We start from the raw sequence: 24,510 nt of genomic DNA on the forward strand, positions 1-24,510 counted from the left end.
TACCTTTACTGAATTCTGGTGCGTAACAACAAGAACATAAAATACAAACCGCCGACCAAGTTAATGATCACACTCACTGTGGTTTCAAACGCCATCACTTTTTCGATAAACCATTGGCCAGAAACCAATAGCACGATCGCTAACAAGCTGCTTGCGATGATAAGCACACGATGCTGATAAGATCGGAATATCTGGCGAGCTAAGCTCACGGTGACCAAGCCAAAGAACAACACAGGGCCAACCAGAGCCGTAGACACCGCGACCATCACTGACACAATCACCAAGGTAATCTGAGTCAGTCGTTTAGTGTTCACACCCAAGCTTGTCGCGTTATCAACACCAAGCCAAAGTACATCAAGCTTAGGCGCCAACAACCACAGGCCAAGCAAGCTCAAACCCAATGGAATAAGGCTGAGGTAAACCAGTTCGCCTTTCACGTTATTGAAGCTTGCGAACATCACATTCTGCAGCACCGCGAATTCATTGGGATCAATCAACATCGCAAGGAAATTAGCTAAACTCGAGAATACGCTGCCACACACGATGCCTATCAACAGCAGTGTGAATACGTTGTTTCGCTTGCTCTTAAAGTAGAAATGGAACAGAGCAAACGAGAACAAGATCATCACAGTCACAGACATCGAAAAGTTTGCGATTGAGTCAATCACCCAGAAGCTCGCACTACCAAACACAAACAGAAGTACCGTTTGAACCAGCATATACAAGCTGTCAAAGCCCAAGATGGACGGGGTTAGAATTCGATTATTAGTAATGGTTTGGAACACCAATGACGATGCAGAAATCGCCACCGCCGCCAACACAATTGACAGTAGTTTAGGTAGTCGCAGAGACAAGAAGAACTCATAGTTATCCCACGTAAGTCCCTGCCCCACAAATACAGCCGCCATACACAAAGACGCGATGGCCAGAATCGCAATTTTTACTGAATCACGCATTCGACTTGTCTCTCATGATTAGGTAGATAAAAATCAAGCCACCAAAGATGCTGATTACCATCGAGATTGGAATCTCATAAGGGAAAATGACGATTCGAGCTAACAAGTCACAAACCAATACCAAGATCACGCCCCAATAGGCTGTCCAAGGCAGAATCTTCTTCATGTTATCGCCCATCATCAGCGACACGATATTCGGCACGATAAGACCAAGGAATGGGATAACACCGACGATCATCACTACAGAAGAGGCACAGATAGCGACCAATGCAACACCAATGAAGACGATCTTCTGATAATTCAAGCCGATGTTTTTCGCAAAGCTCTCGCCAATACTCGCCGCACTGAACTGACTCGCGAAGTAGTAAGCCAACACACAAGCAGGCACTGCGAGGTAAAGAATTTCATAGCTGCCTTGCAACACACTCGCAAAGTTCGCCATCGTCCATGCAGACATGGTTTGTACTAAGTCGTGTTTGTAGGCGATAAATGTGGTCAACGCTGAAACCACGTTGCCGTACATGATGCCAATCAAAGGCACTAATACCGCGTTCTTAAACTTAAGGTGTTGTAGGAAGCGAACCAATAGCATGGTGCCAAACACTGCAAACGCGAAGATAAAGCCTAAGTAGCTCCATTGCGCAGCATTGCCTAGCACTAGAATGCCGACTATGTAGCCCAACATCGCACAGTCAATGGTGCCCATCGTCGAAGGCGCGGCAAACTTGTTCTGTACGATTTGTTGCATGATCAAACCAGAAACACTCAATCCCGCTCCGGCAAGCACGATCGCGAGTAGTCGAGGGATCCGACTAACAATATAAATAGAGTTGGCGTGTTGGTTGCCATTGAAGAAGTCACTAAAACTGATTTCAGCGACTCCAATCATCAATGACGCAACGCATAACACAACAAGAAATACAGCAGCTGCAATGGGTTTCAACATAGAAATAATACTAAAGGTAGGTCTCGGGTAGCCCGTATAAAAAAGTGAAAAAGGGCTTATAAGAACACTCTTATAAGCCCGAAAATCTGATAGTTAGTAACTATTGAATCGTACGTTCAATGTCACCAAGCATTCTGTGAATCGCTGTCACACCGCCACCAGCCAGATACCAAGCACTTGAATCAAGGTAAACGATGTTGCCATGCTGCGCTGCAGGTGTTGCCGCAACCAGTGGATTATCAAACAGTTGTTGAGCGCGACCTTCTGATTTGCCAATCGCTTTTTCACGGTCAAGCACGTAAAGCACTTCAGGTTTTGCATCAGCAATGTATTCAAAAGAGATTAGGTTGCCGTGTGTTCCCTTGATCGGAGCCACGGTTGCACTCTTTGATTCCACGAAACCAAAGTCATCAAAGATGATTGAGAAACGGCTGCCTTTGTTGAACATCGCAATGTTGTTGCCGTTGTTCATTAGCATCATTGCTGAAGTTTCGTCAGACGCTACTTTGTCGTTTACCGCTGTGATAGAAGCTTGAGTCTCTTTAATGATCGCTTCAACTTCAGCTTGCTTACCAAAGATGTCGCCTAGCGCACGCCAGTTTTGCTGAGCATCAGCCCAGTACTTGTCGCCTTCAATAGAGAACATGATGGTCGGAGCAATTTGTGCCAGTTTGTCGTAAACCTTAAGCATGCGGTTTTCCGCGATGATGATGTCAGGCTTCAACATGTAGATAGCTTCAAAATCAGGTTCGCTTAATGAACCTGTATTTGCCGTAGTATCTTTGTAAGAAGCTAGGTAATCAGGCAGCAAGCTATGAGGCGCGCCAACTGGCTGCACACCAATTTTATCAAGCACGTCTAAGCTACCGTGGCCTAGAACCACCACTCGCTGTGGTACTTCAGTAAACTGCGCAGTGCCTTTTACATGCTCAATGGTGACGGTTTCCGCATGCGCGGTCATCATGAATGATGATGCTAGAACGATGGCAAGCCCGCTCAATAACTGGCGAACTGAATTGATTGTTTTCTTCATGTTTCTTCCTTTGCCATTGAGACAAACCACCACTCATGACAATGAAAGTCACATTACTCATAGACGAGCATGGGGCGTACACAACTGCTAAATAACGATAATTTAAAGTCTGTCATTGGATTGACAACAAACTTGTAACGCAAGTGAGAACTATTATCAATTATATTTGCACTAAATTGGCGACACAACAACTTTATTATTCAGAAACGTAAAAGTGAGTATTCATATTTTGTTAGGCTGCTAACAATGGCAGGTATGAATGTACAAAAACGGCGATATAACGAGGATATGGAATGGAGAAGCCAAGAACAGAACACACCAATGGCCCACGATATTCTTTGCGTGAACCATAAAAACGGTTGGTAAGAAATTTAGATTTTAATCCTTATTTATCAAAAAGATAACAAAAACCTCAGCGTTTACTTGAGCATGCTCGAATGCACTTCTTTTCCGCGACGAGTGAGGGAGTAAATACGGCTTTCTCCTTTTTTCACCAATTCACTATTCACCAATTGCCTTAAATGGAAATTGAACTTGGTATGGTCTTCAATTCCCACAACGCGGCATAAATCCATAAATTTTAACTTCTGATGAATACTCAAGTGATTCAACACCGCACGTCGAATTGGGTTAGCTAATGCACTAAACACCTGGTCGTTACTGCGCTCTTCCACAGGAGTCTGCGGAGATCGTTCCGCATAAACCCTTCTAAGCGTTACCGACAGTGCCGCCAAATTAAAGGGTTTGGTTAAGAACTCGTCCGCCCCTTTTTTCATTGCATCAACGGCAACATCCACCGTCGCGAACGCCGTGGTGATCACAATCCCGATTTTAGGTTGCAATCGGCGCAAGTTAGATAAGGCTTCAACACCTGTCATGCCCCCCATCACCACATCAAACAAGGCAAGATCAAACGTCTCCTCCCCTGCTGCATCCAACGCATCTTCTGCATTATCAAACGCAACAACGTCAAATTCTTCGAGTGCCAGCGCCTCGACCAACACTTCTCTTAATTGCTCATCATCTTCTGCAAGCAATAGCTTTAATTTCATTGGGTTGCCTTAGGTAGTTGTAGTCGCACCATGAGACCGTTCTCAATATTATGCAAGGTAAGTTCACCATGATGTTGCGTCATGATTTGTCGACAGATAGCCAGCCCCATTCCAGTCCCTTTTCCTACCGGCTTAGTGGTAAAGAAAGGTTGCATCACTTTCTCGATCACATCTTCCGGAATAGCAGGGCCACGATTGGTGAGCTCTATGATCACATTAGAGCCCAATGGATACGCCGAGATAGAAATACTCTTAGTATGCTCACTCGCATCAACAGCATTTACCAGTATATTGACGAGCACTTCTTCTAGATGAATCGCGTCGCCATGCACTTGCAATTTCTTACTAACATCCAATTCGATATCAAAGTCTGACAGTCGGTATTCCACCAGCGAAAGCGACGATTGACATAAACCTCGCACACCCACCGCTTTGAATGACACCTTTCGATGGTGGGCATAATTCAGCACTTCTTGACTGATATGAGCGGCGCGCTCGATGCCACTGCGAATCCTCACCAATTGCCTAGCCACATTCTCATCATCAGGCAGTCTTTTCTCGAGTAAATCGCAACTCATCATTGCGCTGCTCAGCGGTGTTTTCACTTCATGAGCAACAGCTGAAGTCAGCTCGCCTAATTCCTTAAGCTTTTCGTCTTGAAACGAGCGGTGCACCATGGCTTCAATTTGCAGTTCTCTTTCTCTATCGAACACTCGCAGCGCTTTCCACAAGAAATGAAGCGTTGCCAAAGCACACATTGTTCTTAAGAAGATAACCCAGATGCCGTATTCAGAGCTCAAAATGCCCGAAGTAATACCATAGAAGATCAAAGCAGCGCCGGTATAAACAAAAGGAGACGCAGCTTGGTGCTCAACATCATAAAACTGTTTGCCGTAAATGATCATGGTGACACCAGCCAACAGGCCTGAGCCTAAGCCGAACAACACTCGGATGTGACTATTACTGATGTTGATATAGTCGGTAAATGCTTGTTCATCAAAGCGATCAACTAAGCTCAAAGTAAACGCGACCAGTAACAGCCTAATGAAGATCTTGCCCCACTTCACCCAACGCCAGTCAAACAGATCCAGCATTTTCCAACCAAAGGCGCCTAAGGCGAGGTAAGAAAAGAGTAATTTGAATACCTTGAAGAGTTCGATCGACTGAGAACGTTGAAATTGGTCTTGATAGAGAATCAAATAAAGCTCAGACCATTCATGAACACCATGAACAAAGCCAAAGATGGCAAGGATCGGGAGAAGTTTGGAGATACTGATCTGGCTGTTTTTATAGTTTCTAAAGACAACAGAAAAACCGATGGCGAAGAAAGCCAAACCGTAGATCAGATAAAGGGTAAATACGACTAATATATCCATAAGCATTAAGTGTAAACAAAGCCCTCAAACCCTGCAATCACAACACTTGACCCAAAAGTTACAATTTGTAATTTACAATGTAAAGGTGATATATAACAGATAGTTAATGCTCAGTGAATTTGACGTTTCAATTTAAATCACTAATTATACTTAAGACGGACAGATGAGAAACCAAGCATCAGTCAGATATCATGGTAAATCCCCTGACCTTCGCTCATTTAACCTTCAGTAAACGATGACAAATCACCCAAAAATATTTTGAATTTAATTGAAATTAGGGTTGTAATTTTAAAAACTAGGCGTATAGTTCGCCACCTGGCTCTAATCTATAGAGCTGTTAATGCTAAAGTAAGTCCAAGTTCCACATAGACAGTTCTCGATTCCCTCGTTACACCATCTCTGCGTCAGCTTTCACCCAGATAGTCATTCAATAGCTTTTAAATTCGATCCTACTACCGATCTCTCGTCATTCGCTCTTTTATCAGCGAAGTCAGAATAGATCGATCACTTAAATACAAATGTAATAAACACAAGGCACAGTTATGTCACGCAGAACAACACGACAAACCCATTGGTACCAACTATCACGCGAAAAAACAGTCAATAAACTAAAAGGTAATAAATGCTCAAGATTAAAATAGACTTACACAAAGAAGAGATTTCATGGGTCACCGAGATTCGACAGCTCAATAGCGATATACTCCACCGCCACATATTGCCCAAGCTACAACATCACAGTTATCTCATCGACTTTGAATTTAATGAACGAGAAAGCATCGGAACTATCGTTTCAGGCAACGGAAACACCCTAGGACATTTCACACTCCTATAGCATTTCCCATAGGCTACAAAAGAAACACCATCTAGTCCCAAAGATGTAAAAGATGTCACCCTCAATTCGCTCTAGCAGAACAAAATAGAGTAGAAGTAAAACAGATCAGAAACCTAGCCCTTTTTGCATTTCACACGCGGCTAACGCTAGCTAGGTTATCGTACTTCTATTGAAACCAACTTATATCAAACTCTGAATCGCCAATGAGTCATTATCAGTGCATTCCTGGACTAATAAGTTAACGGCATCGACCTTAACTTCTGATCAAGAGTATATAAGTGTTCTGCAGCTTGCATGTGTTGAGGGTAATCACTGAATTTCTCGCGATTCTCCTCATTCATCTTACATGTCTCATCCACCAGCATTAACTTCCAATACAGCTTTGTTGTATGCAGCATCGCCAGTAACGGTTTGAACACCTCTTTCTCATAAGCTTGAATCAACTCTTCAATCAACTCGTCACGTTCGTCTTCGCTTGCGATTGAACCCTCGATTGCCGACAACACTTTTTGATACTTCAGGTTTTGTTGCAGCTTATCCATGACCGTTTGGTTTTTTTCCGCTAACTCAACAAGCTTCGACTTAATGATGTGTACCCAATTCGCTTGGCTCAGTACTGTGTCATCAACGCTGGTAAAGTCTTCTCGTATTTGGCGTTCAACGTCTTTTTGAGCTTTCTTTAAAACCGCACGCACCTTTTGGAAAGGCAGCTGATACTCCTTACTTAGCTCGATAATCAGTTTATGAAAACCACCGTTTGGAAGGTGTAAGTTTTCCTTAAACGTCGCCATTGCAGCTTCTTGCTGTTCGGTAAGGTGAGTCATTCTGTTTCCTATTCTTCATTACTTATGGTGCTGAGCCCGCGATCATACCACTATTACCCTCGTTTTTTCGGTAACTTGATCAGTTACACCTCGCTATGCCGTTAAATTCTCTCAGCCCTTTCTCTTTTGGCTAGTTATTAATCCATATGGCATGAAATGGTAAATCTCCACCGGCGAAAATTCGTACATTACGTGCTCAGGGGATATCGCCAGACAGGAGTCGTTACTTACATATGAAAGACAACCGCGAGAAATGAGAAGACAGATGACCTATTCAGAATACAAAGAATCCGATTTGCATAAGTGCGTAAGCATTGGTTCAGAAGCAATGGTATCCATTGCCAAATTTGCCTTTAAAGCCACTACCCTTTTATTTCGATTTTTCCGCTGGCTTGTCGTATCGGCTTATACCTACGTGATGAAGTAATTCTATATTAGAGTCGTTGTTTTCATTACGACTTATCTAAATACCCCAAAGCGCGCCCTATTAGGTCGCGCTTTTTTTGTGCCCAGTTTTATACCTCACTTTATACCTAGATTTATGCCAAAAGTCTGAGTGCATTTTATATCGTCAGTGGCGCTAAATGGTAAAACTGACCATCGAATAAAAACCATACTACACCTGTTCCAACGAAACAGACTTCTAACTTATACAGGTACTAAAATGAAAAAGATTGCACTTAAAATTGTAGGACTAACGGTTTTGGCTTCTGCGCTAACTGGTTGTATCGGCAGTAACGCCGTAACAGGGAAAGTGATGAAATTTAACGTTGAAGTTGTAGATAACCGCTATGCCCGTGCAGGTGTAAACTTCTTATTAGCGCCTGTATACGGTATTACAACCGCAGCAGACTATGTGGTATTCAACTCACTTGAATTCTGGACAGGTAAAAACCCTATCAGCGGTTCGCCACACGTATTTGATACAAAAACAGATACACACTTCGAAGTGAACGACGACCTAGACCCAAGCCTGAAAGAAGCCCCTGTAGGCCCAATTTCAAACAATCGCACCATTGAAACGGGTGAGATGATTAAGATTGACGAAAACACAATTCAAATGGACATCGTCTATACCTCTGGTGAAACAGCGACTCTAACGGGCATAAAAGACGGTCAAAACGTTACCTATTACATGGATGGTCAGCTTGTATCGCAAACGACTATTGCTGAATTAGAGAAGATTCAAGGTACTGAAGCTTAAGGTTCATCGCCCACAAAGAGTTCAAACTTAGACAGACTTTGAAGCTCATAAAATAGAACAAGCTCGGCAATTGTCGGGCTTGTTTGTATGTGCTCTATTATTTGTAAATGCTCTATTGGGACTGAGACTGTGCAAGTCGAATGCTCACCAAACTCGCCACCATGATAGCTAAGTAAAAGCTGCCGATAATGGATTCCATAAAAACGAAGAACTGAGCAATAGGCAGAGCTGGTGATATGTCGCCGTAACCAACCGTAGTCAAGGTGATAAAGCTAAAGTACATCGCATTGAACAAGTTTGTCAGCCAGACTTGCTCTTCTAACCCGTTAAAGGCATTCGGAAAGATCTCTAAAATTAACAAGTAGATGGTCGACCAAGCAAACCCTAACAACAAGTAAATACAGATTGAGCCGATGATGTGATTAGGCGTCACCGTTTTTGCTTTCATTACCTGCTTTAATGCTGAATAAATGTGTGAAAACAAGAACACAGCCAACGCCGATAGCGTCACTATCGACAGGTTATAACCTTCCAAAAATGAAAACACGCCAGACACGAGTGCCGTAATCAATAACAGCCCGTACCAAGAGCGATACAAGGCTCGCTCTTTATGAATACCGACAATTGAACTCGCCAGAGTAATGATGATGAGAAATAGGATTGTTTTTTGGCCTTGCGGATAAAACTGCTGCATCACCGCGCAACCAAAAAACAACACCAACAGTGCATAGAATAAGAAGTAGAAGTTGTCGTCTTTAGAGACTGGCTTCATCTATTTTTCCTCTGCCTCTGCTGATTCTTTCTCAGTTTCTTGTTGGTTTTTCTCTTCAAGTCCAAGCCACGCCATCATCAACTCATAGCTTAAACTCAATATCACAGCACCAACAAACAGACCGACGATGCCTGACATCGCCATTCCGCCTAGCGCACCAAGTAAAATAACCAACATTGGAATATGAGAGCCACGGCTCAGCAATACTGGCTTCAAGATAGCGTCACTGCCGCTCACTAAAATACACCACACTAAGAACAAGCTCGCCGCCAGTGTCGATTCAACGCTGAACATGTAGATGATCGCAGGTAATAGAGCAAGAATCGGTGGAAGTTGGATTATCGCAATGAGCAGTACAGCTAGCGCCCAAAACGCAGCCGCAGGAACGCCTGCAATCACCAAACCAATTGCCGACATCATGGATTGAATCACAGCAACACCAATCACACCTTGTACAACGCTTCGCACGGTCGATTTAGAAAGCTCTACCAATTCTTCACCTTTGCCGCCCGTTAAACGCGCCACTAAGTGAGTCACGCCGGTTTTGCATTTATCGGCATTACTCATGAATGCACCAGCAATGATGGTAGAGATAATGAACTGAATAAAGCCACCACCTAGCGAGCCAAGAACAGAAGCCGCTTTCGTCGCGAACTGTTTAAGTTCGTCCGCATACTTTATGAAAGTGCCTTCAATATTGTTGGAGGCAGCAACCAAGGTTGAATAAACCTTCTCACCTATGAATGGAATATCTTGTAAGGACTCTTTCGGTTTAGGCAATGACAATGTGCCATCTTGAAGCCCTGTCATCAGGTCAGTCGCGCTGGTGTAGATACCAGAAGAAAGCGCCGCCAAAGGAATAAACAGAATAATCACACCAATAAAGCTCAGCAATGCACTGGCTTTACCTTTCGACATCCCGGTTTTATTTGAAATTGCGACCGCCACTGGATACAACGCAGTCGCAATGATCGCACCCCATATCACTAAAAGAATGAATGGGCGCAAAATCGAAAAACACCAATACACGAGCATGGCAATCGCTGCGATCTTGATGGCAGCGTCTATCGCCTGTTTTGAAAAATCATCGGTTAACTTCATGAGACGTCCTTGTTAGACAAAATTAAGGCTGATTTTGTAGGAACTTCCAATTCCGTGTTTCTAGGAATAGAGAAGCCAAAATCATATATATGCCAATTAACACTAATTGGAATATGCGTATAAGAGTGTTGCTATCGATATCACCGGAGCTCATCAATGTGCTACCAACCAGTACGAGCAACGTACTAAATGCAGTGGCGAAAATAGGTGCTTTTTCGGGAACCGTGTAGATCTTGGTAGCCATAAAAATGGCAATAAGTCCTATAAACAAAGAATAGAAGACAATGTTGGGTACTATAGAAAGAATTGAAAAAGCAGCAATCGCCAGCAATCCCCCAATACCATTACTTATCACCAGAAAAGCGCTCAACTTTATCGACTTCTCTGACGTAATCATCAACGATAACAACGCAATGAACATCATTGTCAGTAAAGCTTCAGATATTTGAAAAATAAAGAAAAAACAAACTACTGGATAGGAGATAATCATCGCCCTAAAGGCCGCATACCAACGCTGTTTCTTTTCGAGTGGCGCAGCAGCGAAGCCTGAGAACTCTGATTTAGGCTCAGGGAAAAACACATGCACTAACGCAAAAATCATCACTGAAACCACACCAGAGGTCGCTAAGCCAGAGGCCAGCATTACCGACACGCCGGGGTTATCAATCGCCATGAATGGCAACATCAAGACCGCAATCAACAGTATGGTGGCAAACAGGTTCCATTTTGGGTCGACAAACAAGTAGTAGCCCCAAAGCATCATTAGCCCCACTAAAATCAACAATGGGATTGGATAATGGGTAATTCCTCGCGATAGCAATAAACCTAACCCCATTGTCACCACCACGGCCAAGAGCAATTCGTAGACCGTTTCCTTATGGAGATTTGGCTTATCAATTAAGAACTTAGCAGTGAACACTGGCGCCACAAACGCAAGTGGCCAGTTTATCCACGCCGCCAAGAAAACAGCCAACGTGACCCCGACAGTAAATCGCAGGATACGTTGCTGTGTTTGTTGGTCAGGAATCGGCTTATCGGACATAAGACAATACGCTAATCAAACGAATCCATACCTTGCCTATCGCGTTGAACACAAAGTTATCGCCGCTATAAACAATCACATCCGCTTGGCCACCCACTCGGAGCATGCCTGTCACTTCTTCATTATCAAATTCAATGGTGATAGGAAGCATCTGTGTTTGGCGCAACCAACCCGTTTGTTGGCTAGCTTGCGCAAGCTTACCTGCTTGATCATTTTGCCCCCAATCAACACCCCAATCGATACTACTTACGCGCCCTTTTACCACTTTGCCCGGTGCGAAATCCAATGCCACTTCAACTTCATCACCAACGGCAACATTACCTAGGCTGTTCTCTCGATAATAAGCTTCAATCCAAATATCTTCGGTTGAAACAAAGGTCATGATTGCTTGCCCTGCCGATGCATAAAACCCTTCAGACAGGCTAAAGTTAGAGACACCACCTTGTGTTGGTGCGGTAATCACGGTGCGCTCTAGGTTCAATTGAGCTTGTTCAAGTGCCAGCAACGCCGCTTTCACTTGGCTATTTTCTTCGCCTTCTTTACCCATTTGTTTCTTAGCACGGTCAAGGTCAGCTTCTGCATTCACAACCGCCGCACGAGACGTTGCTAATGCTGCTCGCGCTTTATCTGCATCTGATTTAGAAACGACACCTTTATCGGCCATCTCTAAAACACGCTTAGCTTGCAGTTTGGTGTTTTGTCTTTCAACAATCGCTGAAGTGAGTTTCGCTTGGGCTGAAGCAATGCTCGCGGTTTGCGCGCCGACATTTTGACCAGCGATCTCTAAATTTTGCTCGGCTTGTTGGACGGCTATTTGGTAATCAGACTCGTCTAAAATGGCTAACTTGTCGCCCTGATTAACGAGTTGGTTAGGTTGAACAAGAATATCGAGTACTTTACCCGACACCTCAGGCTTGATTGGAACGATATAACCTTTTACACGAGCATTATCAGTAATAGGAATGATGCGGTCTGAAATAATACTGAAGATCAACATGAACGCCACGAACAACAGTAAGTAGTTGGTGACCTTTCTTACTTTGTCTTTTCCATTTTCTTGCTGGCCAACTTCTTCCTTGGCTTCTTGCGTATTCCCGTTGACTTCTGACATGGGGCTCCCTTCTAGATAACTAACATCAACAAAATTAATACTTTAAAAATAAACCCGGTAATGGAAAACTCAAGTAAATAGGGTTAGATTTAGTAAACAAAACGTTGCAAATGATATGCACGTCTAATAATGCGACAATATATACAGGATTGTATTCTAATGAGCTCTAGTCACTACCAAGTCCCGGTAATTCAAACGAACTACGCCAAAATTTTGGTTCAGGTTTTTTCTGACTATGGTCTCGACCTTCACCTTTTGCTCAAAGATTCTGGTTTGCCGCCGGATCTCATCGAATCAGAAAGCGACTTCGTGCCATCAGAATCGATTAAACGTTTGATTTATCTGACATCCGCCCAACTTGGTGTTTCTCGGTTCACCGATATTCTCGGACTCGCATTTCGACGTCGAATCATCCCAAATGTCTTGCATCAATTTACCGAATTCGAAACCATTGGTGATGCACTAAAACAGATCAATTCCATCTTTGCCTATGATTCACCAGGCAGTAGAGTCGAGTTTATTCAAGAACACGGTCAGAATTGGTTTTGCCGCACAGCCCCAGAAGACAATTCCCCTATGTTTCAATGGGGCGAAGCTTTCGCTGTTATTTATATCATCGAGTTAATAACCATTTTGTCGCAATCACCATGGTTACCGACTAAGGTTCGCTTGCAAGGGCATGACATCGATGTCGTCAAAACACTGGTATCAAGTAATTGCCAACTGTTTGTTGATCATTCGTCGACTGCTGTGCAGATTCCTGATGAGATCTTACAACTCCCAATCCGTCTTACTTCTAAAGAACTCAGTGCAAAGCCGACGCTTATTGAGTGGCATACCAGCTTTACCGATAGTATTTATGAGCTTCTAAAACCGTACATGAAAGAGCAAGACCTCTCTCTTGAAGAGGCGGCAGAGCTGCTCAACTTTTCAGTGCGAACGTTCCAACGCAAACTCAAGAATGAAAACACCACTTATCGAAAGATCAAAGAGAACCTGATGTTTTCTGTGGCTTGCGAGCTGATGGAAGAAGGCCACACGCTGACCTACATTTCTAGCCAGCTCGGTTACACCAACATCTCTCATTTTTCCCGTGCGTTTAAGCGTGTGTCTGGCCTTACGCCGAAGATTTACCAACGCTCAATCTCGGCTTAGATACCACTCTAACCGATTAGCTAAGTGCGACCAACCTTAGCCAAGCGCGATGGAGGTCGCACAGCCTGAGCTAGAGCTACACACTCTATTTCGCCCGTTACCTTTAGCGCGGTAAAGTGCCTTATCTGCACTGCGATAGGTCGCTTCGGCTTGCGCCTGTATTTCAGACACACCACTGCTCACGGTCAGATTCAATGTAGTCCCTTTAGTAATCACTTCTTTCAATCGATACATCGCCTCAAACGCTTCTGCCAAGTTAGTTTCTGGCATTAAGATAGCGAACTCCTCACCGCCAACTCGCGCTACGATGTCAGTGTCTCGGCTGTTGTTTCTCAGCAGCTCAGCGACCTCTTTCAGCGCTGAATCACCTTGGTCATGACCGTGATTATCATTGATAGCCTTGAAGTGATCTAAATCGATCAACGCCAGACAAGAATGCGTGTAACCATAACGCTCTGCCAGGTTTGAATAATGTTTTAAGTCGTTATCAAAACGGCGTCGATTCCAGCACCCTGTCAGTGAATCCGTTTCCACCAGCATTCTTAATCGACGCTCCAATATCTTGCGTCGGCTAATATCCGTAAAGGTCACCACGTACTTGTTATTGTGCGGCAGAATTTCAGTTAGCTTTTCCACCACAACGTTTACGGTAAACTGCTCGCCAAGTCGACTGACGCCACTCAACTCACCTTTCCATCTCTGGTTATCCTTCAGTGAGCGAGTAATGGTCGCGATTAGACTGCTGTTATTCATAAAACAGAGATCAGAAATCGGACGAGATTCGACTTGGTCAAAGGCATAACCTGAAACCCGAGAGAACTGTTGATTGACTTGTATGACCCTCAATTGACTATCGAGGACGATAAAACCTGCGACACCATCAATGATAGCTTCCGACAAGTTATTCTTGCTTTGAGCCATTTCATGTCGATAAAGGCGTGCGGTAATAAGAGTGCTAAGTAATAACAACGCACACACCGAAAAAACCATGGCTGGCGTAGAAGCAATACTCAGCAACCACAAGCTAAATGCCATATTGAGGACAAGTGCAGACACCACGTATAGCGGCATTTTTCGGTCATAACTTAACTTGTTCATAGTTTGCTCTGGTGATGGGCGAATGACTATGATGGCTAAGTTTTGATTAAGATATTTACCATTTTACGACACATACAAATTCAAATTATATGAGCACTTTGAAGATCAACAACTTATGCTAATTATTGAGTAAGAAGAGCAAACTACCACCACTGAGTGAGCTGCCATAATTGAAGTTAATGCCGACACCGAAGTTATCAAAGAAGTAAGAGTCGTAAGGGACATCGAACACCAACCCAGCACCGAATTCATAGTAATAGTGTGTATCTAAAGGATCCGTTAAATCCCCTGCTATATCGATTCTTCTAAAGTTATAGTGGACTTGAGGGTTGTTTAACGTCCAAGCATCGAGCGCGACATTTTGCCTAAACTCTAGTTCATTAATAAATCGCATCCCTTCAGGGTTACCGATATCGCCATCGTTCGCTTCACCCCATCCAGTCCCATAGAAATAACGCACTCGAGAAGAGACATTCCAGCTCCCCCACTCTCGCTTCTTTAAATACTTGAGTTTGACCGACGGCTCACCAATCAATGCCCACGCTGAGGTATTTAACGCGTAGCCGTCTAGCTGAGATTGAAATGCTTGAGAGTAGCTGTTGTTGTATTCGTATTTATTGCGGTAATAGAGCAAGTGAGTGCCTAAGCCATACGCGATAGACCAGTGCTGGTTGAGATGATTTTGAACCCCGAAAAAGCCATACAGGCCTAATACTGAGTCTTTATTCGGATTCACACGACGGTCAGAGGTCACGTCTGATGAGATTTCAATATCCTGTTCAGAAAGCGCATAAGACCCTCGTACAGACCAAATAAGGTCAAGATCAGGATCATCGGTGTTAATCACCGAAGAATAAGGAATGGAGCCCACACTCACTTGGCTTCGAGTATCGATAGTTTTATCGGAGCCGAAACCATTGTCGTTCAAATTGATAAATGAATTAGGGTCAAAATGAACAAAGCCGATAGATACGGCATCGCTGTCAGTCAACGCAATAGAAGCCGCGAAGATCTTCTCTAAACGATTTTGAATCGCTTCATTTGAGGCATAGGCCGAGGATGAAAAAAGGCCAGTTAAGATCAGAGCAATAGAAGAGGAATACAGCGATTGGGGTGAAAGCATTAAGTTGACTCCATTCAAACTTATGCTTCAAGTGTAATTGGTAACTTAACTATTTCAATCAGAGAGTTAACGGTGTGGTTGATACTGCTCTCAGTTCCAACTGCAAGAGCGTTGCCAAATCGATGGATCCCCAAAGCTCTTCTACGTCTTGGATTCTAAAATGAATAATCATATGTGCCTCTGTCTAAATTGGAGTCTTATCTTGGATCATTCTTAAAACCCTTACTTACCATAATGCGCCAAGCCGACTTTAAGACCTGTTTCGCATATAAAACAATAAGCGTTTGAAAATTATAAGATTAACTCCTAAGTTTTTTATAACCCTTTACTCAGGAAGAAGTAGATGAGCAATATAGAAAAAGTATATGGATTTAATACGCCCCAACGACTCTTTGTCGGATACACGCTTGCGGTACTCGTCGATTTAACGGTTCTTAATTTTTTTGATGAATACTGGGACTTTGTCAATATCGAATCATTCACCATCTCATTTGCAGCTGCGATTTTGCTGCAGCTATTGCTCAAATTGTCTATCGGCTTAGAACATAAACTGGCGGATTACTTCAAATCTAAACCGGGGACTGCACCTAAGATTTATCGCGGTTTATCCAGTTACGTGATTTTGGTGGGCTCTAAGTTTGTGATGTTGGAAGCCATCAATATCTTATTTGGAGACAAGGTAGACTTCACAGGCCCTTGGAATGGTGTGGTGGCGTTCTTCGCTGTGGTATTCACTATTTTGGTCGCAGAGATTGTTGTTTCAAAGATCTACTTCGCACTCGATGACACGCCCAAAGCCGAAAAAGCATAGCCGCTTTTCTTTCACATCTAAGACAAAAAAGTGAGCCTATCAAGGCTCACTTTTTACATCTATTCTTTACGTTTCAGCGATTAACAAGCAGAGCTGTTAGATAAAGACTCTCGCTCTAACACCGAATACCCAAGCGCTGCTTTCATTGGAGAATGCCGGATCCTTTATATACTGGATGTCAGGCGTTACTTGGAAATGGTCACCAAACTGCATGTTGTAGTAGATCTCTGCTGTCCACTGCTCTGTGCTACCGCTTATTGCTTTCGCATCAGCTGCAAAAGAGTCACCATTCACTTCTGCCCAGTTTAGCGCTACACCAAGGTTGTTGGTCGGTTTTCCTAATCCAAAGTAACCCATACCAACAGAAATCGACTTATCGTAAAGGGCAACATCCCCTTCAGAGAAACCACCACGAACAAACGGCATCACCTGATCAGTCATGAACTGGCTCCATGAGAAGTTAACGCCCGAGCCACCTTCCGCAGCAAGGCTATTACTGTGGCGCGTATCGTCACCAAAATCCCATAACGTCACATGGAAGTTATCGGTGTAGATCTGCTCTTGCGAAGCCGTCCAGCCTAACTCCAGTGTGGTGAAGTAAGAGGCATCGCTGCCAAAAACGGTATCAAAGCCATCAAAAATATCATCTGACTGACCATTTGCATCGGCGATACCACCGACGACATAAAAATTCTCGCCCAACATATGACCAGCAGAAAGCGCAAGTACACCATCATCAGGTAAGCCCATCGCACCAGAGCCTGTCGAGAATGCCAAGTTAGTAAAACCAGACCATGGGCTTGCTAGAGCGTAAACATCGGCGTAGTTCGTTACATCCTGCCAACCGACAACAATAGTGCCTTTGCCATCGTTGATTTTTTGCTTCCAATTTAAGTCCGTAACACGAAACCCTTGGTCACTGTATGCAGGGCCAATTGAACCGACATAGCCAAGTGGGCCGAATGAATAGTCTTTTGGCGCAGTATCACCATAGGCATGCCTATGTTCCACCTTCCAAACTAAGCTACCTGAGTTCTGTGTGCCCTTTCCTAATAGATGCCATGAACCGTATAATCGTGCCACACCCGACGATGCATCAACGCTATCGCCGCCAACCCCATCCCCAGAGGTCAGCCCCAAAGCAAAGTAATCTGCACCAAATGTAAAACCATCTTCAGCTAATGACTCCCTCCAAGATTTCTTGTGTGCTTTCTGCTCTGCAATTGTATTTTCAACAGAATCTGGGCCTTCAAAGTTAGCGCCGTAAACAACGCCGCTCATTGGGCTTGCCGCCATCACAATAGCCATACTTATTTTTGAGAATCTTGAGTTCATCATTTCACCAGTGCTTTTTAAGTTAATTTTATTTTAGTTATTACTCACATTGAAAATTGTCATTTGATGACACTGGGTGATTTAAATACTTCCAACATGAAATTGGAGCGCACTTGGTGCGCTAGCTTAAGGTTGATACTGCTCTATACCGTCCGCTTTCATCGCATATACCGACTGCACGTTGGCTGCGCCGTCAGAGTAATTCACATTTTCTTTCGATTGATGCCCAGTTAACTCACCTTCAACCCAAACCGGCGTCATTAAGCTCACTAATTCAATGCCTTGAGGGTAATCTATCAGCACCAATTGATTCGCTGGAGGTGGTGGTGTGTGGATACAAGCTCCTGCAGAAGGCACTAAGAAGAACTTAGTAACTTTAGTTCCGTCCATTTCAATCGGAGTGATATAGCCAGGGATTCGATGCTTACTGCCTACAACCTCATTATTTGGTTTAAAACCTAACGCTTCTCGTTGCTTCATAATCTGCTCACGAGCAACAAACAGCGCTTCAACATCCACGTCCTGCTTTTTGAGCCTTTCTGTTACTTCCACTATTTCCTGTTTTGCTTCGTCACTTGCGACAAAACCGTCTTCAGTTTGCGCGTCTTTAAAGCGAGCAATGGTCGCCATATCAAACATCTGATTCCGATCAAGCTTTTGAAATGGGTCTTCTATCAACTCCATGCTTGGAACTAGCTCGTCCCAGTATGTAACCTTCACTTCGTTAGCTAGTGATGGAAACGACAAACAACACAATACAAACAGCGAAAAAATTGGCTTCAAAATAACCATGAAACTTTACCTCACAAAAACATCGTTAAGCTAAGTTAGGTAGAGGAGACACTCCCCTACCTAACTATTAAACATCAAGCCAAAGATTACATTTCGTTGCGGTATACAACGCCATCTTTCATTACCAATTTAATCGTATCGATAGTTTTGTATTCAGGATCAGCGTCAAACCACTCGGTGGTCGCACCTAATACCTTCATGTCTTCCAATGGGTTACCATCTACTAATAAAATATCTGCAACGGCACCTTTTTCGATAACACCTAACTTGCCTTGGGTTGTGCCTCTAGGGCCTGACATTGCTAACATTTCACCAGCTGTAGAAGTCATTTGTTTCAACACTTCGAAGTTGCTACCAAACGCTTGCGTTCTCCAGTAGATTTCGTAACGACGAGCTCGCTCGGCATCCGAATCTGCACCTACATAGTCTGATGCAAAAACAACCTTCACGTTATTTTCAAGTAGGCGTTTACCGTAGTCACCGTACTGCTCTTGAAGCTGAGCAACCATAGGAAGTTTTTCTGCAGGCATAAGCGGGTTCTTTGCTAGATCTGGCGATAGCCCCCACATCTGTGGAACAACATATCCGCCCTCTTTTGCAATTCTCTTCATCGTGTCGTCATTAATAAAGAATCCGTGCTCAAAGGTTTTTACACCACAATCAAGAAGACGGTTTACCGAGCGATCATTGAATGTATGCGCAGCAACATAAGTGTTCCAATCTTTTGCTGCTTCAACGATGGCACAGGTTTCGTCTACCGAGTATTGAGTTGTATCAATCGGGTCAAATCGAGATGAACCACCACCACCGGCCATGATCTTTATCTGAGTCGCACCATTGCGTAAGTTCAGTCTTGTCGCTTTGAGAACTTCAGGCACGCCATCGGCTACAGCGCCAATGCCCATTCTTTCAAAGTTAGAAATATCCCCTACCGAATTAGGCGTGAAACCGGGATCACTTCTATCTCGGAAATCACCATGACCTGATGTTTGAGAGATAAATGCACCAGACGGATAAATTCGAGGACCAACAACATTGCCACTCTCAATTTCGCGAGCCAAACCGAAGGCAGGTCCGCCCATATCACGAACGGTTGTAAAACCATCATCTAAGTAGCGCTTAGCCACTTGCGTTGCATGAATAGAGATGTCAGTGAGATCTTTATTGGTTTCGATGTCACCAAAATTATAGTTAATCATAACGTGGGCATGGCCATCGATTAAGCCAGGCATTAACGTTTTACCTTCACCTTCAATGACGGTAGCTTCACTGGCTTCGATTGGGTTTGCCGAGATTTGTTTGATGAGATTGTCTTCGACTAATACATGATGGTCTTCGTACAATTTGTTTTCAGTACCATTGAACACATCGACATTAGTAAATAGCGTTGATGCTGCATTTGCAGAAAGAGCAAATGAACACGAAAGAGCAACAACAGAGAGCTTTAAGCCTGCATTTTTCATTTTTACACCTTGATTCCGTTTGTTAGTGGCGTCCACTTCCCATAACGATTCCGTAACTACTAATGAGTGTCATGAGATTTCAAAGGTGTTTTTATTGGTTGCGACACTCGCTAAAAAATAAAAACAACTTATCCACATTCAATAACTTAGTAGTGATATTGCCAGTATTCAAGGTTGATAAATGGCCATTTGGTGACAATAAATAATTCTGCGTTCAGGCTCCGGTTTTTACTTACTGTTTTTAGCTGTGCTCTTTTCGGTACTGTCTTGGCGTCATGTTCATCTGTCGTTTGAACGCTCGGGTAAAGTGGGAAGAATCGGAATACCCCATCTTCGCGCCCACTTGCGTGATCGATAGATCGGACTGCTCTAGCAATTCCAAGATCAGCTCAAGAACCATCTCTTCAATCAAGGTTTTGTAGACCACGCCTTCACTTTCCAAACGACGCTGGATCGTCCTAACATGAATATTCAGAATCTCAGATGCCAAGCTAATTGGCAGTTTTCCCATTGTGAGGTAGGGTTTTATAACAAGCTTAAAAGCGCTCAGAAATGAGCTAGGTAAAGGCTTAGTGAGATCCGTTACTTGAGCAATTTTGGGTAAAACAATCGGCGCAAGCATGATTTCTTCTGGAATTTCAAAGGCAGTAACGGGTCTCTGTGTATAAAACTGAGCAGTGCCCATTTGTGGAAGAGATTGAAAACATTCGAGATCGCCACTTTGAATGCCAACCTCAGACGGCTTCCAACGCCCTTGCGTTAATACTGAAAGCAGCTCGTTGATGAAAATGACAGAGAACAGTTCAGCGAACTTAAACCAAGGCGCGTTAGTAAACGGCTTCTCGCGAACAAACCACCACTTGCCTCCGGATTGCTTGGTATAGACATTCGCCCCATTGGATATGAGCTTCAACTGCTCACCAAATTGGTCTAGCGCACTTTTCAATGAATCCTGCTGGCTTAGCTTAGCCACAAACCTTGGTACATAGGTTTGCTTGCAAAAGCTCCACATAAACAGCGAAAACTCTTCTCTCGACGCTGATTCCCCCATAATCTTGACCACATTCTTTATAGTGGTTTCTGGGAGGTAATCGTAATGGTCATTGCTGGTGAGAATGTCATTGGGGATTTTGGCACTGCGTAACAAAGTGTAGATTTCACCATCGATATGTTTGAACAGTTCCGCAAACAGCTCGACTTCCTTCTTATCTACCACTGTCATTATCTGAGAGGTATCTGGCATCCTTTCCTCTTAATCTGTTCTTTCAAAAACTCAAATTATCACCTTATTTAAGATAGCAGAACAAACGATGGGTTACCTAGGCCTACTAACCGAATATCTCCGTCAAAATAACGAATAAACAACCGGTTAGTGGCCAAAATCATGTTTACTGACTTGGTAGATTATTGAACGGCGAGCTCCCCTCTGCGTACCCAGAATGCTCGAACATGGTCATAAATCAGATTAAACACAAACGCGTAAATGGTAATAAAAATGGTCACGCCGATGTCCATCAAAAATGCCTGCCAAATCCCCACGTTAAGTAAGTATGCCATCACAGGGATCGTCGCGATCAACAAGCCAGCCTCAAATAGCACGACGTGAAAAACGCGTAACTTAATCGAACGCTTTGATTTTTCACCCGTGAAATAACAATCAAAAATACGGTTAAAACAGTAGTTCCAAATCATTGCGATAGTCGCAACAACTATCATGGTTCCTGATAAGGCGTTCACATCGTGATCAGTAAATATCGCTAAACCTATAATTGACAGTGTGACGGCCAATACTTCGAATAATACTGAGTGGAACACTCTTTCTAACGTACTCATACATTCCTCTAAATTATCTAGTATGTGTTGGATTAGCTAGGATTATGTCACCCGAAATAATAAGAGAAAGTTAACAGCCATCACGAATAGTGATAGCTTAAGCATATATGCCCCATTTTTATTGAGCGAGAGATAACATGTACAGTTTTGAGCAGCTAAAAGTCTTCGTCACCGTGTGTGAAAGTGGCTCTTTCTCTGCCGCCGCTCGCAAACTGAAACGAGCTCAGTCTGGGGTCAGCCAATCGATCGCCAACCTAGAAATTGCCATTGACCAAGAGCTGTTTAACCGAGAGAAAAACATCCCCGTTTTAACCAGCAAAGGTAAAGCGTTATTGCCTGTGGCTAAGTCGATTCTCGACCAACAAAAGTACTTCGACCAAAAAGTTGAATCGCTGACCCAAGAAGATGAGCACGAACTGATCATTGCGGTTGATGAAAGCATCATAGATAAGAACTTCATTAAGATAATCAGCTCACTGGCCGATCAATTCCCGATCACACACTTTGATATACTTACCACCTCAACTTTTGATGTTGAAGACCTAGTAAGACGCGGAAAAGCACAGATTGGCATCATCTACGCGGACGGCGAACTTAAGGTCGATATGGATTTCTTTTTGCTAGGCCAAGCGCGCTTCCTAACCGTTAGCTCTGCCACTCACGAACTCAGCCAAATGTCGGTCGTACAAGACTCAGACCTCAAACGCTATCGCCAATGTGTGCATCGCAGCTCAAAGCAGCGCGAGCTGTGGTTCACCTACGGTATTAGCTCGATGCTTTGGTACGCCAACAACCACAAGACCATTGTTGATCTCGTTGAACAGAACCTGGGGTGGGCAAACGTGCCTGAGATGATGGTGATGGGAGGCATTCAAAAAGGCGACCTTGTGGCGCTACCTGTCTCACACGAGCATGGGGGTTGGATTACTCCAGTGGGTTGTTTAGTTTCTCGCAGCCACATCAATGGCCCAGTTCTCACCAGCCTTATTGAGCAGCTTAAGGGACACTCACTGCAATACAATCAATGGCAGGCTAACTAAGCTCCCCTGTTCTTCACACATCGTCAATTCAGAGATTCAATATCGGCACGGAACCCACCACCGCTACCTCATTTCTGCTTATCTTGCCGATAAATATCTTTGTCGTGTGGATAAAACACCCTAGTTGATGTCCCAAAGTGACATAACTACTATGCGATCCCAACGGGTTTGTCTTTTCAAACGAATATAAACAAGCCCAAATCGCTCTTTAACACCACTGACCCAACTTCAAATCTCCCAGATAAGCACTCAGCCTTGCCGTTGCTTATATCGGTTTCAAATAGATCACTTTTTGAATATTAATTCGCACCCAGTTTATGAGCGCTCTTTGAGTGCTTTTTTATATCTAAATGAACCTTTTGGAAAATTTGTCGTGAACGTTTTAAGAAATATTTGCCCTGAGAAAATGGGTAAAGAGCGTAACAAACGAGAGTATGATTTACGCGTACTTAATTGTGTCAGTGAAAGCGAATATGAATCGCGTATGGCGGTTTGGAATAGCCTAGCGTTAACTGCTACTCCGTCTGCTTCGGAAACAAAGGGCTTCATCGATGAGTCTTTCAACAAGCTTCAACAAGACCTGAAAGAAGCTAGCCGTGAGTTATCGATTAACTACACGGACTTCATCGCAATGGCGCATGAAGAGATCAACTACATTAAGGTGTTTGTTGCTGATAAAACAGCACAATACGGTTGGTACGCTGCGATCGTTCTTATGGTCATCGGCACGGTTGCTCTTTGCATTCAATAGACCAAACGATGTGTTAGATAGAGCACCTTAAATGCTCTATCGATAAGCACACCTCGCACGACTCCATGCTTGTGCTTTCACTAGAAAACAGATGACAAACCTCATTTGTTTTCTAGTATCTACTCCCCCTTCACTCTCCCATTAGAGAGAGTAAATCCTGCGTCGCTTGTTTTGGGTTTTCTGCGTGACATATCGCTGACACCAAGGCCAATCCATGAATACCGGTCTTAACCAACTGCGGAATGTTCGACTCGTTGATTCCACCGATACCCACAATCGGCAACTTCGTTGTTTCCAAAGCCATTTGAATGCCTTCATAACCCCAGTGTTTCTTTAGATTCGTTTTGGTCGGTGTGGCAAAAAGCGCACTGAGGCCAATGTAATGGATCGGCAAACTATCTGCTTGTTTTAGCTGCTGTTCAGTTTCAATTGATAACCCAAGAATCTTATCTGGACCTATCAACTGGCGTGCTAACTCTGCAGGCATATCCGATTGCCCTAAGTGCAAACCATCAGCGTCGACAGCCAATGCAACGTCCACTCGGTCATTGATGATCAGCGGAACACCGGAGCCAGCCAAAATCGACTTAACCGCTTGTGCTCGTTCAATGAAGGCTCTTACGTCTCCGTGTTTTTCTCTTACTTGGACCATAGTAACGCCACCTGCAACCGCTTGTTCAACCACGAACTTAAGCGTTTCTAAATCTTGTTGGTCATCCGTTACTAAGTAGAGCTTATAAGGGTTCATTTCGTACCTTTGGAGTCGATGTCTAAAATTGGCGTTGCACCATTTTACCGACAAATCGCATCATGTGCATGGAAGTTAATACTAAATTAGCTCAATGACACACGCACCTTCA

At 43.7% G+C, this 24,510-nt stretch carries 24 protein-coding genes; 6 read left to right on the forward strand and 18 right to left on the reverse strand.

The annotated features are described in order from the left end of the window. Positions 1 to 5 precede the first annotated feature (5 nt). The 5 genes from MSG34_RS00850 to MSG34_RS00870 all read right to left on the reverse strand — a co-directional run bounded on the left by MSG34_RS00850 (position 6) and on the right by MSG34_RS00870 (position 5,363). A complete protein-coding gene (locus MSG34_RS00850; RefSeq protein ID WP_248336009.1) occupies positions 6 to 956 on the reverse strand; it encodes an iron chelate uptake ABC transporter family permease subunit in 951 nt (316 codons plus the stop codon). Further along, positions 949 to 1,902, reverse strand: coding sequence for an iron chelate uptake ABC transporter family permease subunit (locus tag MSG34_RS00855; RefSeq protein WP_248336010.1), 954 nt, complete (start codon positions 1,900 to 1,902; stop codon positions 949 to 951). Before MSG34_RS00855 ends, MSG34_RS00850 begins: the two co-directional genes overlap by 8 nt. Before the next feature lie 100 nt (positions 1,903 to 2,002). Beyond that, on the reverse strand, positions 2,003 to 2,935 hold the full coding sequence (locus MSG34_RS00860) for an ABC transporter substrate-binding protein (protein WP_048610912.1): 933 nt from the start codon (positions 2,933 to 2,935) through the stop codon (positions 2,003 to 2,005). Between the two features lie 419 nt (positions 2,936 to 3,354). Beyond that, entirely contained in the window at positions 3,355 to 3,987 is a 633-nt protein-coding gene (locus tag MSG34_RS00865) for a response regulator (protein WP_248336011.1), read from the reverse strand. Further along, positions 3,984 to 5,363, reverse strand: coding sequence for a HAMP domain-containing sensor histidine kinase (locus tag MSG34_RS00870; protein ID WP_248336012.1), 1,380 nt, complete (start codon positions 5,361 to 5,363; stop codon positions 3,984 to 3,986). The genes MSG34_RS00865 and MSG34_RS00870 overlap by 4 nt, the downstream gene beginning before the upstream one ends. A 622-nt stretch (positions 5,364 to 5,985) precedes the next feature. Between MSG34_RS00870 and MSG34_RS00875 the strand changes: the two genes are divergently transcribed. Next, complete coding sequence (locus MSG34_RS00875; protein ID WP_004731601.1) at positions 5,986 to 6,195, forward strand: hypothetical protein; 210 nt, start codon at positions 5,986 to 5,988, stop codon at positions 6,193 to 6,195. 230 nt (positions 6,196 to 6,425) lie between these two features. Here MSG34_RS00875 and MSG34_RS00880 read toward each other — a convergent pair whose 3' ends face one another. Beyond that, positions 6,426 to 7,019, reverse strand: coding sequence for a hypothetical protein (locus MSG34_RS00880; protein ID WP_248336013.1), 594 nt, complete (start codon positions 7,017 to 7,019; stop codon positions 6,426 to 6,428). Between the two features lie 664 nt (positions 7,020 to 7,683). Between MSG34_RS00880 and MSG34_RS00885 the strand changes: the two genes are divergently transcribed. Then, the gene (locus tag MSG34_RS00885; protein WP_052878650.1) at positions 7,684 to 8,223 is read left to right on the forward strand and encodes a DUF3332 domain-containing protein; all 540 of its coding nucleotides are present in this window, start codon (positions 7,684 to 7,686) and stop codon (positions 8,221 to 8,223) included. A gap of 112 nt (positions 8,224 to 8,335) precedes the next feature. Here MSG34_RS00885 and MSG34_RS00890 read toward each other — a convergent pair whose 3' ends face one another. The 4 genes from MSG34_RS00890 to MSG34_RS00905 are packed head-to-tail and all read right to left on the reverse strand — an operon-like array spanning position 8,336 to position 12,249. Then, the gene (locus MSG34_RS00890) at positions 8,336 to 8,995 is read right to left on the reverse strand and encodes a potassium channel family protein (protein ID WP_017086389.1); all 660 of its coding nucleotides are present in this window, start codon (positions 8,993 to 8,995) and stop codon (positions 8,336 to 8,338) included. Continuing rightward, entirely contained in the window at positions 8,996 to 10,096 is a 1,101-nt protein-coding gene (locus MSG34_RS00895) for an AI-2E family transporter (RefSeq protein ID WP_248336014.1), read from the reverse strand. It abuts the gene before it with no gap. 22 nt (positions 10,097 to 10,118) lie between these two features. Further along, positions 10,119 to 11,138, reverse strand: coding sequence for a DUF2955 domain-containing protein (locus MSG34_RS00900; RefSeq protein WP_248336015.1), 1,020 nt, complete (start codon positions 11,136 to 11,138; stop codon positions 10,119 to 10,121). After that, entirely contained in the window at positions 11,128 to 12,249 is a 1,122-nt protein-coding gene (locus tag MSG34_RS00905; protein WP_065676204.1) for an HlyD family secretion protein, read from the reverse strand. Before MSG34_RS00905 ends, MSG34_RS00900 begins: the two co-directional genes overlap by 11 nt. Before the next feature lie 159 nt (positions 12,250 to 12,408). On the opposite strand from MSG34_RS00905, the gene MSG34_RS00910 reads away from it, so the two are divergent. Next, positions 12,409 to 13,404 carry a helix-turn-helix domain-containing protein gene (locus MSG34_RS00910; protein WP_248336016.1) on the forward strand — a complete coding sequence of 332 codons (996 nt, stop codon included), beginning with the start codon at positions 12,409 to 12,411 and terminating at the stop codon, positions 13,402 to 13,404. A 36-nt stretch (positions 13,405 to 13,440) separates the two neighbouring features. Here the strand turns inward: MSG34_RS00910 and MSG34_RS00915 are convergent, their stop codons facing one another. Both MSG34_RS00915 and MSG34_RS00920 read right to left on the reverse strand, forming a co-directional pair. After that, positions 13,441 to 14,502 carry a GGDEF domain-containing protein gene (locus MSG34_RS00915; RefSeq protein WP_248336017.1) on the reverse strand — a complete coding sequence of 354 codons (1,062 nt, stop codon included), beginning with the start codon at positions 14,500 to 14,502 and terminating at the stop codon, positions 13,441 to 13,443. Positions 14,503 to 14,620: 118 nt separating this feature from the next. Then, positions 14,621 to 15,625, reverse strand: a complete 1,005-nt coding sequence (locus MSG34_RS00920) for a Solitary outer membrane autotransporter beta-barrel domain (RefSeq protein WP_248336018.1) — start codon at positions 15,623 to 15,625, stop codon at positions 14,621 to 14,623. 343 nt (positions 15,626 to 15,968) lie between these two features. Here MSG34_RS00920 and MSG34_RS00925 point away from each other — a divergent pair, with 343 nt between their 5' ends. Then, entirely contained in the window at positions 15,969 to 16,436 is a 468-nt protein-coding gene (locus MSG34_RS00925) for a hypothetical protein (RefSeq protein ID WP_019821783.1), read from the forward strand. A gap of 96 nt (positions 16,437 to 16,532) precedes the next feature. Here the strand turns inward: MSG34_RS00925 and MSG34_RS00930 are convergent, their stop codons facing one another. The 5 genes from MSG34_RS00930 to MSG34_RS00950 all read right to left on the reverse strand — a co-directional run bounded on the left by MSG34_RS00930 (position 16,533) and on the right by MSG34_RS00950 (position 21,859). After that, positions 16,533 to 17,744 carry a carbohydrate porin gene (locus MSG34_RS00930; protein WP_248336019.1) on the reverse strand — a complete coding sequence of 404 codons (1,212 nt, stop codon included), beginning with the start codon at positions 17,742 to 17,744 and terminating at the stop codon, positions 16,533 to 16,535. 153 nt (positions 17,745 to 17,897) lie between these two features. Then, a complete protein-coding gene (locus MSG34_RS00935; RefSeq protein WP_248336020.1) occupies positions 17,898 to 18,563 on the reverse strand; it encodes a DUF3299 domain-containing protein in 666 nt (221 codons plus the stop codon). A gap of 86 nt (positions 18,564 to 18,649) precedes the next feature. Then, positions 18,650 to 20,026, reverse strand: coding sequence for an amidohydrolase family protein (locus tag MSG34_RS00940; RefSeq protein ID WP_248336021.1), 1,377 nt, complete (start codon positions 20,024 to 20,026; stop codon positions 18,650 to 18,652). Positions 20,027 to 20,267: 241 nt separating this feature from the next. Further along, positions 20,268 to 21,248, reverse strand: a complete 981-nt coding sequence (locus tag MSG34_RS00945; RefSeq protein WP_348983358.1) for a helix-turn-helix transcriptional regulator — start codon at positions 21,246 to 21,248, stop codon at positions 20,268 to 20,270. A 182-nt stretch (positions 21,249 to 21,430) separates the two neighbouring features. After that, complete coding sequence (locus MSG34_RS00950; RefSeq protein ID WP_248336023.1) at positions 21,431 to 21,859, reverse strand: PACE efflux transporter; 429 nt, start codon at positions 21,857 to 21,859, stop codon at positions 21,431 to 21,433. Between the two features lie 137 nt (positions 21,860 to 21,996). On the opposite strand from MSG34_RS00950, the gene MSG34_RS00955 reads away from it, so the two are divergent. Further along, positions 21,997 to 22,899 carry a LysR family transcriptional regulator gene (locus tag MSG34_RS00955; protein ID WP_248336024.1) on the forward strand — a complete coding sequence of 301 codons (903 nt, stop codon included), beginning with the start codon at positions 21,997 to 21,999 and terminating at the stop codon, positions 22,897 to 22,899. Between the two features lie 406 nt (positions 22,900 to 23,305). Continuing rightward, a complete protein-coding gene (locus MSG34_RS00960; RefSeq protein WP_017064409.1) occupies positions 23,306 to 23,650 on the forward strand; it encodes a hypothetical protein in 345 nt (114 codons plus the stop codon). A 130-nt stretch (positions 23,651 to 23,780) separates the two neighbouring features. On the opposite strand, the gene thiE is transcribed toward MSG34_RS00960, so the two are convergent. Further along, positions 23,781 to 24,398, reverse strand: coding sequence for a thiamine phosphate synthase (gene thiE / locus MSG34_RS00965; protein WP_248336025.1), 618 nt, complete (start codon positions 24,396 to 24,398; stop codon positions 23,781 to 23,783). Between the last annotated feature and the right edge of the window lie 112 nt (positions 24,399 to 24,510).

This window comes from Vibrio sp. 1CM2L (assembly GCF_023161695.1).
Classification (GTDB): Bacteria; Pseudomonadota; Gammaproteobacteria; order Enterobacterales; family Vibrionaceae; genus Vibrio; species Vibrio coralliirubri.